12 protein-coding genes are annotated in these 13,619 nt (G+C 59.4%); 9 read left to right on the top strand and 3 right to left on the bottom strand.

Translation table 11 applies throughout. The features are described from left to right. Positions 1-11: 11 nt before the first annotated feature. Together moeB and C8K66_RS10245 are read right to left on the bottom strand one after the other, a co-directional pair. The gene (gene moeB / locus C8K66_RS10250) at positions 12-1,874 is read right to left on the bottom strand and encodes a molybdopterin-synthase adenylyltransferase MoeB (protein ID WP_046382421.1); all 1,863 of its coding nucleotides are present in this window, start codon (positions 1,872-1,874) and stop codon (positions 12-14) included. A 23-nt stretch (positions 1,875-1,897) separates the two neighbouring features. Further along, the gene (locus C8K66_RS10245) at positions 1,898-2,791 is read right to left on the bottom strand and encodes a DMT family transporter (protein ID WP_162231523.1); all 894 of its coding nucleotides are present in this window, start codon (positions 2,789-2,791) and stop codon (positions 1,898-1,900) included. A gap of 160 nt (positions 2,792-2,951) precedes the next feature. Between C8K66_RS10245 and C8K66_RS10240 the strand changes: the two genes are divergently transcribed. Beyond that, positions 2,952-4,376 carry a PLP-dependent aminotransferase family protein gene (locus C8K66_RS10240; protein ID WP_026139808.1) on the top strand — a complete coding sequence of 475 codons (1,425 nt, stop codon included), beginning with the start codon at positions 2,952-2,954 and terminating at the stop codon, positions 4,374-4,376. A gap of 110 nt (positions 4,377-4,486) precedes the next feature. Here the strand turns inward: C8K66_RS10240 and C8K66_RS10235 are convergent, their stop codons facing one another. Next, positions 4,487-5,305: a pyruvate, water dikinase regulatory protein gene (locus C8K66_RS10235; RefSeq protein ID WP_046382423.1), complete on the bottom strand. Its 819-nt coding sequence runs from the start codon at positions 5,303-5,305 to the stop codon at positions 4,487-4,489. A gap of 178 nt (positions 5,306-5,483) precedes the next feature. Between C8K66_RS10235 and ppsA the strand changes: the two genes are divergently transcribed. The 8 genes from ppsA (at position 5,484) to C8K66_RS10195 (ending at position 13,583) form a co-directional block, all read left to right on the top strand. After that, entirely contained in the window at positions 5,484-7,859 is a 2,376-nt protein-coding gene (ppsA, locus tag C8K66_RS10230) for a phosphoenolpyruvate synthase (RefSeq protein WP_026139809.1), read from the top strand. Positions 7,860-7,964: 105 nt separating this feature from the next. After that, on the top strand, positions 7,965-8,954 hold the full coding sequence (locus C8K66_RS10225) for an alpha/beta fold hydrolase (protein ID WP_108524769.1): 990 nt from the start codon (positions 7,965-7,967) through the stop codon (positions 8,952-8,954). Between the two features lie 188 nt (positions 8,955-9,142). Beyond that, on the top strand, positions 9,143-9,634 hold the full coding sequence (rraA, locus tag C8K66_RS10220) for a ribonuclease E activity regulator RraA (RefSeq protein WP_017845207.1): 492 nt from the start codon (positions 9,143-9,145) through the stop codon (positions 9,632-9,634). Between the two features lie 25 nt (positions 9,635-9,659). Continuing rightward, the gene (locus C8K66_RS10215; RefSeq protein WP_017845208.1) at positions 9,660-10,655 is read left to right on the top strand and encodes a zinc transporter ZntB; all 996 of its coding nucleotides are present in this window, start codon (positions 9,660-9,662) and stop codon (positions 10,653-10,655) included. 86 nt (positions 10,656-10,741) lie between these two features. Further along, on the top strand, positions 10,742-10,987 hold the full coding sequence (locus C8K66_RS10210) for a hypothetical protein (RefSeq protein ID WP_005790375.1): 246 nt from the start codon (positions 10,742-10,744) through the stop codon (positions 10,985-10,987). Between the two features lie 2 nt (positions 10,988-10,989). After that, complete coding sequence (locus C8K66_RS10205; RefSeq protein WP_017845209.1) at positions 10,990-11,814, top strand: mechanosensitive ion channel domain-containing protein; 825 nt, start codon at positions 10,990-10,992, stop codon at positions 11,812-11,814. 87 nt (positions 11,815-11,901) lie between these two features. Further along, on the top strand, positions 11,902-12,492 hold the full coding sequence (gene sigX / locus C8K66_RS10200) for an RNA polymerase sigma factor SigX (RefSeq protein WP_046382425.1): 591 nt from the start codon (positions 11,902-11,904) through the stop codon (positions 12,490-12,492). A gap of 107 nt (positions 12,493-12,599) precedes the next feature. Then, the gene (locus C8K66_RS10195; RefSeq protein WP_046382426.1) at positions 12,600-13,583 is read left to right on the top strand and encodes an OmpA family protein; all 984 of its coding nucleotides are present in this window, start codon (positions 12,600-12,602) and stop codon (positions 13,581-13,583) included. The last annotated feature ends 36 nt before the right edge of the window (positions 13,584-13,619 follow it).

Genomic DNA, 13,619 nt, shown 5'->3' with positions numbered 1-13,619 from the left:
CAGGGCCGTGATCAGTACAAAGGCATATCGGGTTCGACGTCGCGAACCCAATGTTTCATGCCGCCTTGCAGAACTTTGGTGTTGGCGAAGCCGGCCGCCAGCAGGGTGCTGGCCGCTTGCTCGGCGCGGGTTCCGGCGTAGCAGATCAGGTAGTGAGTGTTGTCTCGGCTGAGGCTGTCGAGCTGACCGTCCAGTTCAGCGAGGGGGATATGCACCACGCCCGGCAACTTGCAGACCTCCAGTTCGCTGGCGTCGCGCACGTCCAGCAGCACGTCGGCGCTGCTGTGGCGTTCGAGCAGTTGTTTGAGTACCCGCGGCTTGATGTAGCGCTCTTCGGCCAGGCTGGGCTTGCTCGGTACGGCGTCGGCGCAGACTGTCGGCGCGAGGGGTGCGCTGTGGCGCAGTTCCGAACAGCACGGGCAGTCGGCGCGGCGCTTGAAGCGGATCTCGCTGAATTTCATCGCCAGTGCATCGAAGCGCATCAAGCGGCCGGACAAGGGTTCGCCGATGCCGATCAGCAACTTGATCGCCTCGGTCGCCTGGATCATCCCGACTACCCCCGGCAGCACGCCGATCACTCCGCCAGCGCTGCAATTGGGCGCCAGTTCCGCTGGTGGTGCCTTGGGGAACAGGCAGCGGTAGCAGGGCCCGCCTTTGTAATTGAGCACGCTGATCTGCCCGTCGAAACGGTAGATGGCGCCGAACACCAGGGGTTTGCCCAACTGCACGCAGGCGTCGTTGACCAGGTAGCGCGTGTCGAAATTGTCGGTGCCGTCGATCACCAGGTCGTAGGCGCCGACCAGTTCCAGGGCGTTGTCGGCGGTCAGCGCGGTGTCATGGGCATTGATCTGGATGTGGCTGTTGAGGTCTTGCAAGCGTTGCTTGGCGGACGCGACCTTGGACATGCCCAGGGTGCTGTTGCCGTGGACGATCTGGCGTTGCAGGTTGCTGCTCTCGACCACATCGAAATCCACCAGCCCCAGGGTGCCGATGCCGGCTGCCGCCAGGTACAGGCTGATGGGCGAGCCCAGGCCGCCGGTGCCGATGATCAGCACCTTGGCTTTTTTCAGGTTCAACTGGCCTTCGCGACCGACGCCGGGCAGGGTGATATGGCGCACGTAACGCTGCACTTCTTCATTGCTCAGGCTGTCGACGTCGATGCCGCCGGAGGTGGCGAGCAACACTTCAATCCTGGCCTTTTCCGGTAGCCGGTCGTCCGCCTCGATCAATGCTTCCTCGGCGGTAAAGAGGAAGTGTTCCTTGAGCTGGTTGTTGTTCTCGTGGAACAGGTGCATACGCAACTGCGGGTGGCTGTCGCAGAGGTTTTCAATGACTTCGCGCAATGTCGATCCGGTGCCCTCAAGGGTCGATTCCGGCAGCTTGGCCACGCGAACCAGAATGTCGGGGAAAGAGACAGCGTTCATGGACAACTCCGTGTGCAGGTCGTTGAGGGGTTGAAGGGCGAAATGCTTGCCATCCCAGGCAAACAGCTTCGAGCCCAGGGCCTGGCCCTGGCGAACATCCACCACCAGGTAGCTGACGGGGTAGATCGGCTCGCCCATGAACAGCGCCTTGTCCTGGTCTTCGTCGCTGAAATAGGCACCGACGTCAGGGTGGGAGTGGTAGATCACCACCACCGGGTTGTCGCTGCGAAGTGCCTTGTTCAGCAACAGCGTGTCGGCCACGGAAAAGGTGTAGCCGTTGGCCGCGCTGCGCGGGTACATCTCGGGGTTCTTGCGGTGCAGCTCGTTCTGGATATTGCGGCCCAGGTACACGCTGCCGTCGGCGAAGACGAAGCCACAGCATTCCTCGGGGTAGCTGCGGCTGGCGTGGGCATAGATCTGTTCCAGGGCTTCTGGGCGGAGGACGTCCATGTTTCTCTCGCGTTCAAAGAGGCTCAATTTTTCTTGGCCATGAGTTTTTCGATGGGCAACTTGGTGATCGCAAAACCGGCCAGCAGAATGGCCGAATACAGCATGAGGTCGCGGGAAATCGCCACGCCTTCGTACCAGGCGCCGATGATCACCGCGAACACCGGGAAGATGATGAACACGAACGAGAGGATGATCGGGCTCAGGCGCTTGAGCAGCATGAAATACACGATGAACCCGCCCACCGATGCGACCAGGCCCAGGTAGAACAGGGCGCCCCACGAACGCAGGGTGATGGCTTCGAAAGTCGGTGTTTCAAACCACAGGCCGGCGACGAACAGCATCAGCCCGGCGATCCCGATGGGCAGTGTGTTGTAAGTGATCACGCTGATGGCGCTGCCTTTTTGCTTGGTAATGACGTAGCACAAGGCATGCATGATCGCGGCGCTCAGAATCGCCAGTACCCCGAAGAACTCGGCGTGGTCCAGGTGCAGGCCCTGGCTCCTGATGATCATGTAAAGGCTGCCGAAGCCGATACCGATGCCGACCACCTGGGAAAAGTAGATGCGCTCGCGCAGGAACAGCGCGGAGAAAATCAGGATGAACACCGGCATGCAACTGAACAGCAGCGCGGTGAGGCCGGACGAAACATGCATTTCGCCGTAGTTGAGCAGGTAATAGGGCACGCTGAAGTAGGACAGGGTCACGAACACGAAGAACCAACGGCTTTCCCGGGGGAACAGGATCGGCTCGCGGCGCACCATGGCAAAACACAGGAACAGCGGGAACGCGATCAGGAAGCGCAAGCCGGCGGAGGTCAGCGGCGGCACGCTCTCCACGGCGATTTTGATGCCGAGCCAAGTGGTACCCCAACTCAGGCAAACGATGAGAAACATCACACTGGTCACCAGGCCGGCCAACCACTGTTTTTGAGTTTTGGTTTTTGCAGCGTTTTCGAGAACGGCGGACATTGGCATCGTTTATTGCTTCCCTGAGCCGGAATTGAACTCTATATTGAACTTGTAATGAGTTATTTTTTTCGGCGATTGAACCCGTAAAAGCACACTATTAGGGCTAAAGATGGCTGTCAAAACAAATATTGACATGGTGTCAATTATGCGTGAGGGGTTGTCCAATGGGCAGGGCGTCAAGTACAAGCGCCTGTCCGATGTCATGGAACGGGGCATCCTCGAGGGCTTGATTGAACCGGGACGGAAACTGCCGCCCCATCGGGTACTTTCCGACAATCTGGGGGTGACCATCGGCACCATCAGCCGGGCCTACGGCGAGCTGGAACGCCTGGGGTTGGTGGTGGCACGGGTAGGTGACGGCACGTTCGTGCGCAAGCGTGGGATGGAGCGCCAACGGGATGAAGGTTTCCGCAACTTCAGCGAGGAGCCGCGCCAATACTTCGACATGAGCCGCAACATGCATATTCCGGGGCAGGAGACGGTGTTCCTGGCGCAGAGTTTCCAGACCCTGTCGACCAACGCCAAGTTTCTCCAGGACATCAGTGCCTACACGCCGGACGCCGGTCTGCCGCGTTACCGCGAAGCGGGCGCGCAGTGGCTGGTGCAGCGCGATTTTCATCCCATCCCCGAGCAGGTCATTTGCGTCAACGGCGGCCAGCACGGGTTGCTCTGCGCGATGATGGCGCTGCTGCGCGCCGGCGACACGGTGGTCACCGAGCAACTGACGTATCCGGGGCTGATCACCGCCGCGCGCATGCTCGGTGTGCGCCTGATCGGCCTGGAGATGGATGACGAAGGTGTGCTGCCCGGGGCACTCGATGAAGTCTGTCGCAATCACAGGGTTTCGGCGTTGTACTGCACGCCCACCATCCAGAACCCGACCACTGCCGTGTTATCGGTCGCACGCCGCGAGGCGCTGGTCAAAGTCTGTCGTGAGCACAACCTGCTGATTCTTGAGGATGAAGCCCACGGTGTGCTGGTGGAAGACCGACCGCCGCCCCTGAGTTATTTCGCGCCCGAGCGTACGATTTTGATCAGCAGCTTGAGCAAGGCCGTGTCGGCGGGGCTGCGTGTCGGCTATGTGCATGCGCCGCCGGCATTGGTCAGCCGTATTTCAGCGGCGCTGCGTTCGACCTGCTGGATGGCCACGCCGGTGACCCTGGAGTTGGCGACCCAGTGGATCGAGAACGGCACGGCGGAATACCTGCTGCGCCAGCAGATCAACGAGATCAGCCGACGCAAGGCGTTGGTGCAGGGCCTGTTGGCCGGCCTGGAATACCGCACGCACCTCAATAGCCCGCACTTCTGGATTGAAGTCCCGGAGCCTTGGCGAGCGTCGGAAATCGAGGCGGAACTCAAGCAGAATAATTACCTGATCGCCACCGCCGAGGCGTTTGCCGTGGGGCAGACCGCAGTGCCGCAGTTTATCCGGGCGAGTATCTGCAATACGTCGGGAGATGATCAGTTGTTGCGGGCGGGGTTTGATGCGCTGGCCACTGCGTTGGGGCAGGGCGGTGGGCGCTTCCACCTTTAGGCGGGTTCGCCGAGTTATCGTTCATCGTGAGCCCGCCCGCTCCCACCTTTGGAATGCATTTTCCTGTGGGCGCGGGCTTGCTCGCGATGGTGTCGGTTCAGACAAACAGATTATTTAAAGCGGCGTTCGACGCCTTTCTCCACCAGAATTTTCGCCGAGATCTCTTCCACCGAGAAATGCGTGGAATTGATGTGCGCAATGTTCTCTCGACGGAACAGATTTTCCACTTCGCGCACTTCGAATTCGCACTGGGCATAGCTGGAGTAGCGGCTGTTGGGCTTGCGCTCGTTGCGGATGGCCGTCAGGCGGTCCGGGTCGATGGTCAGCCCGAACAGCTTGTGCGAATGCGCGCGCAGGGCAGTCGGCAGCGTCAGGTGTTCCATGTCGTCTTCGGTCAGCGGGTAGTTGGCCGCGCGGATGCCGAATTGCATGGCCATGTACAGACAAGTCGGGGTCTTGCCGCAGCGCGACACGCCCACCAGGATGATGTCGGCCTTGTCGTAGTAGTGGGTGCGGGCTCCGTCGTCGTTGTCGAGGGCGAAGTTCACCGCCTCGATACGCTCCATGTAGTTGGAGTTATGCCCAATGGAATGGGACTTTCCGACGGAATAGGAGGAATGTTCACTCAACTCCTGTTCCAGCGGCGCCAGGAAGCTCGAGAAAATGTCGATCATGAAACCATTGGACGTAGCAAGGATCTCACGAATGTCTTGATTGACGATGGTGTCGAAAATGATCGGACGAAAGCCGTCTTTTTCTGCCGCCAGATTGATTTGTTGTACCATGGCCCGCGCTTTATCCGCGTTGTCGATATACGGCCGCGTGAATTTGGCGAAAGTAACGTTTTCGAACTGCGCGAGCAGGCTTTGGCCCAGTGTTTCGGCTGTGATGCCGGTGCCGTCGGAAATAAAGAAAGCAGATCGTTTCATTTGAGCCCTGGGCCTTAAGCTGATGGCGAATCTTGGATATGATAGGCGCGATTTTGCCGTCCCTCTGTGGGCCGCATTCTCACTTATTTTCCAGGTCCAGGCCACAAGCGCTGGCGAATGCTCCTACTGAGCAGCCGGCGTCCTGAGCTTTTCCAATACAGAAAGTGGAGAGATCACCTTGGTAGAGTACGTAGTTTCCCTCGATAAGCTCGGCGTCCATGATGTGGAGCACGTAGGGGGCAAGAACGCATCCCTCGGCGAGATGATCAGTAATCTTGCAGGCGCTGGCGTCTCGGTGCCAGGTGGTTTTGCCACCACCGCCCAGGCTTACCGTGATTTTCTCGAACTGAGCGGCCTCAACGCCCAGATCCACGCCGCGCTGGACGCTCTGGACGTCGATGACGTCAACGCCCTGGCCAAGACCGGCGCCCAGATCCGTCAGTGGATCATGGAAGCCGAGTTCCCCGAGAAACTCAACGAAGAAATCCGCACGGCGTTCGCCACGCTGTCGGCCGGCAACCCGGACATGGCTGTCGCCGTGCGCTCCTCGGCCACCGCCGAAGACTTGCCCGACGCCTCTTTCGCGGGCCAGCAGGAGACCTTCCTCAACATCCGCGGCGTGGAAAACGTGATCCGCGCAGCCAAGGAAGTGTTCGCTTCGCTGTTCAACGATCGCGCCATTTCCTACCGTGTACACCAAGGTTTCGACCACAAGCTGGTGGCCCTGTCTGCCGGCGTGCAGCGCATGGTGCGTTCGGAAACCGGCACCGCCGGTGTGATGTTCACCCTGGATACCGAATCGGGCTTTCGTGACGTAGTGTTCATCACCGGCGCCTACGGCCTCGGCGAAACCGTCGTACAAGGCGCGGTAAACCCGGACGAATTCTACGTACACAAGGGCACCCTCGCAGCGGGTCGCCCGGCCATCCTGCGCCGTAACCTGGGCAGCAAGGCCATCAAGATGATCTACGGCGACGAGGCCAAGGCCGGTCGCTCGGTGAAAACCGTCGACGTGGATAAGGCCGAGCGCGCGCGCTTCTGCCTGACCGACGCTGAAGTCAGCGAGCTGGCGAAACAGGCGATGATCATCGAGAAGCACTACCAGTGCCCGATGGACATCGAGTGGGCCAAAGACGGCGACGACGGCAAGCTGTACATCGTGCAGGCGCGTCCGGAAACCGTGAAGAGCCGCACTTCGGCCAACGTCATGGAACGCTACCTGCTCAAGGAAACCGGCACTGTGCTGGTGGAAGGCCGCGCCATCGGTCAGCGCATCGGCGCCGGCAAGGTGCGGATCATCAAGGACGTGTCCGAGATGGACAAGGTCCAGCCCGGTGACGTGCTGGTCTCCGACATGACCGACCCGGACTGGGAACCCGTGATGAAGCGCGCCAGCGCCATCGTCACCAACCGTGGCGGGCGTACCTGCCACGCGGCGATCATCGCCCGTGAACTGGGGATTCCTGCGGTAGTCGGTTGCGGCAACGCCACCCAACTGCTCAAGGATGGCCAGGGTGTGACCGTATCCTGCGCCGAAGGCGATACCGGCTTTATCTTCGAAGGCGAGCTGGGCTTCGACATCAAGCAAAACTCCATCGATGCGATGCCTGACCTGCCGTTCAAGATCATGATGAACGTCGGCAACCCGGACCGTGCCTTCGACTTCGCGCAACTGCCGAACGCCGGTGTGGGCCTGGCTCGCCTGGAATTCATCATCAACCGCATGATCGGCGTCCACCCCAAGGCCCTGTTGAACTACGACGGCCTGCCGCCGGAAATCAAGGACAGCGTCGACAAGCGCATCGCTGGCTACAACGACCCGGTGGGCTTCTATGTCGAGAAGCTGGTGGAAGGCATCAGCACCCTGGCCGCGGCGTTCTACCCGAAAAAGGTCATCGTGCGTCTGTCGGACTTCAAGTCCAACGAATACGCCAACCTGATCGGCGGCAAGCTCTACGAGCCGGAAGAAGAAAACCCGATGCTGGGCTTCCGTGGCGCCTCGCGTTACATCAGCGAAGCGTTCCGTGATTGCTTCGAACTCGAGTGCCGCGCCCTCAAGCGCGTGCGCAACGAGATGGGCCTGACCAACGTCGAGATCATGGTGCCGTTCGTCCGTACCCTGGGCGAAGCGAGCCAGGTGGTGGACCTGCTGGCCGAAAACGGCTTGTCCCGTGGTGAAAACGGCCTGCGCGTGATCATGATGTGCGAGCTGCCATCCAACGCCATTCTGGCCGAAGAGTTCCTGGAGTTCTTCGACGGTTTCTCCATCGGCTCCAATGACCTGACCCAACTGACCCTGGGCCTGGACCGCGACTCGGGGATCATCGCGCACCTGTTCGACGAGCGTAACCCTGCGGTCAAGAAGCTGCTGGCCAACGCCATTCAGGCCTGTAACAAGGCCGGCAAGTACATCGGCATTTGCGGCCAAGGCCCTTCCGATCACCCTGACCTGGCCAAATGGCTGATGGAACAGGGCATCGAAAGCGTCTCGCTGAACCCCGATTCGGTGCTGGAAACCTGGTTCTTCCTGGCGGAAGGCCAAGCGTCCGCCTAAGGTCGACGCGTCAAAAGTGCCGGTCAATCGTCAGGTTGGCCGGCATTCTTATCTGTACAGGGCGGAACTCCTTCCGGACGCCGCCCTTTTTTGTGCAAGAGCATTATGCAAAGCAGCAGCAACCTGTTTCCCGTCGCCCTGATCAGCGCTGAACGTCGTGGCGACCTGAGTGAAGATGTGTACCGGCTCAAACCCGGCAACAGTCCCGACGGCACCGTCGAGCTGGCCGTGACGCGTCTGGGCCTGGCCGATGTCGCGCAAAACCGCGGCATCCCTGTGATTTTGTTACATGGCAGCTTTTCCAACCGGCGCTTCTGGTACTCGCCCAAAGGCGTCGGCCTGGGCGCCTACCTGGCACGCCAGGGGTTCGATGTGTGGATACCGGAAATGCGCGGCCACGGCCTGTCCAAGCGCAATCAGGACTACACCCGCAATCGGGTCGCGGACTACGCCCGCTACGATTTGCCGGCCATCGGTGCGTTCGTGCGCGAACAGAGCGCGCAGATTCCCCACTGGATCGGGCATTCCCTGGGCGGCACCACCCTGGCGGCGGCCTTGGGTGGCCAGTACCTCGGTGCGCCGGCGGTGGCTTCAGTGGCGCTGTTCGGCAGCCAGGTCAGTCGCACCTACTGGCCGTTGAAAATTCCACCGCTGGAGTGGGGCGCTCGCTTGCTCCTGAAGCGCTTTGGCCAGTTGTCCGGCCCGCGGCTCAAGCGCGGCCCCGAGGACGAGCCGGTGGGCGTAATGATCGAGAGCATGCGCTGGCATGGCCTCTTCGGCCGGTTTGGCGAGGCCGGCCGTGATTGGTGGAAAGGCCTGGCGGAAGTCGACGTGCCGCTGCTGGTCGTCAGTGCCGCCGGCGACCAGCAGGACCCGGACTGGGCCTGCCGCAAGCTGTACGAACAAATCGGCTCGGCGCCGCGGCAATACCTGCGCCTGGGGCGCCAACAAGGTTTTACCGGGGATTTCGGGCATGTGGAGATGTTGGTCAGCAAAGCGGCCCAGGCCGAGGTCTGGCCGTTGGTGGCGCAATGGCTGAAAGATCCGCTGACACCATTGTTGGGTGCTCAGGCTGATGCATTGGTCGTAGTTTGACGCAGCGCTCTGCCAAGGGCGTTTCGCTCGTCTTTGGTTGCGGCTAAGATATGACGCGTTAAATGCTTCTGGTCATATTCAGTCGCGCAGTGGCTATTGCGTAACGGCGAAACGGATGGGATGTTTTGCTGCTGCTTCGGCCGGCGCCTCTTTCGAAAGACACGTCTTTGACAGAAAGGAAATTTTCAATGAACCACTACGTCACTCCCGATCTTTGCGACGCCTACCCGGAACTGGTGCAGGTGGCCGAGCCGATGTTCAGCAACTTCGGCGGCCGCGATTCCTTTGGCGGCGAGATCGTCACCATCAAATGCTTCGAAGATAACTCCCTGGTCAAGGAGCAGGCCGACCAGCCAGGCGCCGGCAAGGTGCTGGTGGTCGACGGTGGTGGCTCCCTGCGTCGCGCGCTGCTGGGCGACATGATCGCCGAGAAAGCCGCGAAAAACGGTTGGGAAGGGCTGGTGATCTACGGTTGCATCCGGGATGTCGACGTCGTCGCCCAGACCGACCTCGGCGTGCAGGCGTTGGCTAGCCACCCGATGAAGACTGACAAGCGCGGCATTGGCGACTTGAACGTGGCAGTGACCTTTGCCGGTGTGACATTCCGTCCGGGTGAATACATCTACGCCGACAATAATGGCGTGATCGTGTCGCCCAGCCCGCTGAAAATGCCTGAATAAACCGCAATAACCGACAGGGGTGAGGATGTTCGAGGAAGAAAACGCGCAGTGGGGCCTGGTGCATGCCCTGGTGCTGGATGGTAAAGGCGGTGCGCGTTCGATTGCCCGAACTGAGCTTGACCAATTGCAACTGCAGCCCCAGGAAAGCCTGTGGCTGCATTGGGATCGCAGCCACCCGCAAACCCAGACTTGGCTGCGCAAGGCCAGTGGCTTGAGTGAGTTCGCCTGTGACCTGCTGCTGGAGGAGAACACCCGCCCGCGCCTGTTGCCGTTGCCGGACGCGGAACTCCTGCTGTTCCTGCGCGGGGTCAACCTCAACCCTGGCGCCGAGCCGGAAGACATGGTTTCGGTGCGTATCTTCGCCGCTGCCAGCCGGGTGATTTCCCTGCGCTTGCGCCCGTTGCGCGCCACCGATGAGTTGCTGGTGCAGTTGGCGGATGGCAAGGGGCCAAAAACCGCGTCTGAACTCATCCTGTATATGGCGCAGTACCTGACGCACAAAGTCCAGGACCTGGTGTCCGACCTGTCTGAAATCGTCGACGTAGAGGAAGAAAAACTCGATACCGACGAACGGTATACCCCGGAGCATGGCAGCATTTTGCAGATCCGTCGGCGAGCGGCCGGGCTCAAGCGATTCCTGGCGCCGCAGCGGGATATCTTTGCCCAACTGACGCGGATCAAATTGTCGTGGTTCTGTGATGACGATGCCGACTATTGGAACGAATTGAACAACAGCCTGACCCGCTACCTGGAAGAACTCGAATTGACCCGGGAGCGCGTGGGGCTTGTGCTGGAGGCCGAAGATCGGCGCTTGAGCGTACGCATGAACCGTACAATGTACCGCTTCGGGATCATCACCGGGATCTTCCTGCCGATGAGTTTTCTGACCGGCTTGTTAGGTATCAATGTGGGGGGCATACCGTTCTCCGCCAGCCCTTATGGATTTGTGATTGCCTGCCTGTTGATGGTCTCGGTGGCGCTCGGACAATGGTGGCTATTTCGACGATTGCGCTGGGTTTGAGCTGAATATGACCTGAACGTAGGAAGGGGCCGATGTGACCTCAGGAATTTAACCCTCGTCTTTTAAAACACTTGCGAGAGGTCTTTATGCACGATCCGTTCGAACAGTCTTTGCGTGACATGCTCAATGCTTCGCCATCCAACCGGGATGACGATGCCTGCCTGGGCCGCGTGTTGAAAACCGCCAACCGTCAGGTCGGGGCGGGGGATCTGTTCGGTCTGCTCGGTCGTTGGCTGCCGGCGTTGATGATGGCCCTGAACAATGGTTCGGCCCACGTCTCGCCGGTTTCCCGTCGTAAACCTCTTGCTCGCACTGCTGATAAGGCTGATTGAATATGGAACTTGATCTCTGGACCCAGAGCCTGGTCACCGCGATGACCGCATTGTGGACCAAGGTGGCGAATTTCATTCCCAACCTGTTTGGGGCGCTGGTCCTGGTATTGCTGGGTTTTGTCGTGGCCAAGCTGCTCGACACCCTGCTGTCCAAGCTGCTCGCCAAACTCGGTCTGGACCGTTTGATGGCAGGCACCGGCCTGACCAAGCTGCTCGGCCGCGCCGGGCTGCAAGTGCCGATCTCGACCTTGATCGGCAAGATCGTTTACTGGTTCGTTTTGTTGATTTTTCTGGTTTCTGCGGCTCAATCCCTTGGCCTTGAGCGAGTTTCAGCTACGCTGGACATGCTGGCACTGTATTTGCCGAAGGTATTCGGCGGCGCGCTGGTGCTTCTCGTCGGCGTTTTGCTCGCACAATTAGCCAACGGGTTGGTACGCGGGGCCGCTGAAGGGGTCGGGCTGGACTACGCGGCAGGCCTGGGGCGAATCGCCCAGGGGCTCGTGATCATCATCAGTATTTCCGTCGCGATCAGCCAGTTGGAGGTCAAGACTGACCTGCTCAACCACGTGATTGTGATTGTTTTGATTACCGTTGGTCTGGCCGTTGCGCTGGCCATGGGTCTGGGAAGTCGGGAAATTGCCGGTCAGATTCTGGCGGGAATCTATGTGCGTGAGTTGTATCAGGTAGGGCAGCACGTGCGTGTGGGCGAGGTCGAGGGGCAAATCGAGGAGATCGGTACGGTCAAGACAACTGTGCTGACCGATGACGGCGACCTGGTGTCGCTGTCCAATCGGATTCTCCTGGAGCAGCAGGTCAGTAGCCGCTAACCCGGCAAACCCTGCTAATGTACGCCGCCGCGAACCCGGGTGACCGGGCTGTGGCGGACATTGACCTGACTGTCGGCACGACTTGTTTTGAATAAAGCCCAAACGCTGTCCACGCGCTATGACCCCCGTGAGCTCTCTGATGAGGAGTTGGTCGCGCGCTCGCACACGGAGCTGTTTCACGTAACACGCGCGTATGAAGAATTGATGCGCAGATATCAACGCACTCTGTTCAACGTTTGTTCAAGGTATTTAGGGAACGATAGAGATGCGGATGATGTCTGTCAGGAAGTGATGCTCAAGGTGTTGTATGGCCTGAAGAACTTCGAGGGCAAATCGAAGTTCAAGACCTGGCTCTACAGCATCACGTACAACGAGTGCATCACGCAGTATCGTAAGGAACGGCGAAAGCGTCGCTTGATGGACGCCTTGAGTCTGGACCCCCTTGAGGAGGCGTCTGAAGAAAAGACGCCGGCACCCGAGGAGAAGGGCGGACTTGATCGCTGGTTGGTGCATGTGAACCCGATTGACCGCGAAATTCTGGTGCTACGTTTTGTCGCAGAGCTGGAATTTCAGGAAATCGCTGACATCATGCATATGGGTTTGAGTGCTACAAAAATGCGTTACAAACGTGCTCTTGATAAATTACGTGAGAAATTTGCGGGCGAGACTGAAACTTAGTGCGTGGCAAATATCTCTTACGTGTAGGCAAGTTCTGTTAGACTTGTCGCCGAGTTGTCCCCCGGTTTGTGGGACTGCTTTACAATCACCAGATGGGGATTTAACGGATGAAACTGAAAAACACCTTGGGCTTGGCCATTGGTTCTCTTATTGCCGCTACTTCTTTCGGCGTTCTGGCACAAGGCCAAGGCGCAGTTGAAGGCGAGCTGTTCTACAAGAAGCAGTACAACGATAGCGTCAATCATATCGAAGACGGCTTCAACCCAGGCGCTCGCATTGGTTATTTCCTGACCGACGACCTGTCGTTGGACTTGTCCTACGACAAGACCAACCACACCCGTTCGAACGACGGTACCGGTAGCCAGAAGATCAAAGGCGATACCACCAGCCTCGTGGCCCAGTATCACTTCGGTCAAGCTGGCGTCGACTCCCTGCGTCCATACGTAGAAGGCGGTGTCGGTCACCAGAGCCGTGGCAACGTTCGTGCTGACGGCCACAGCGGTCGCGACCAAACTACCCAGCTCATCGCTGGTACTGGCGTGAAGTACTACTTCACCAACAACCTGTACGCTCGTGCCGGTGTTGAAGCTGACTACGCACTGGACAACGGCAAGTGGGATTACTCCGCACTGGTCGGCCTGGGTGTGAACTTCGGCGGTAACGCTGGCGCAGTTGCTCCAGCTCCTACCCCAGCACCAGCTCCAGAGCCAGTTGCAGAGCCAGAAGCACCGGTTGCCAACGTTGTTCGTGTTGAGCTGGACGTTAAGTTCGACTTCAACAAGTCCGTGGTTAAGCCTAACAGCTACGCCGACGTGAAAAACCTGGCTGACTTCATGAAGCAGTACCCAGCTACCCACGTAGAAGTGGCTGGTCACACTGACTCCGTGGGCCCAGACGCCTACAACCAGAAGCTGTCCCAGCGTCGTGCTGACGCTGTTAAGCAAGTCCTGGTTAAAGACGGCGTAGCTCCTAGCCGCATTAGCTCGGTAGGTTACGGCGAATCCCGCCCAGTTGCTGACAACGCAACTGAAGCTGGCCGCGCTATCAACCGTCGCGTAGAAGCTGCTGTTGAAGCTCAAGCTGCTCAGTAATTACTGAGTAGTAGAAAAAAACCCGGCTTCGGCCGG

It is taken from the genome of Pseudomonas sp. GV105 (assembly GCF_003058185.1).
Classification (GTDB): domain Bacteria; phylum Pseudomonadota; class Gammaproteobacteria; order Pseudomonadales; family Pseudomonadaceae; genus Aquipseudomonas; species Aquipseudomonas veronii.
The sequence above is the reverse complement of the archived record's forward strand: the minus strand, read 5'-3'. Positions and strand labels throughout refer to the sequence as shown.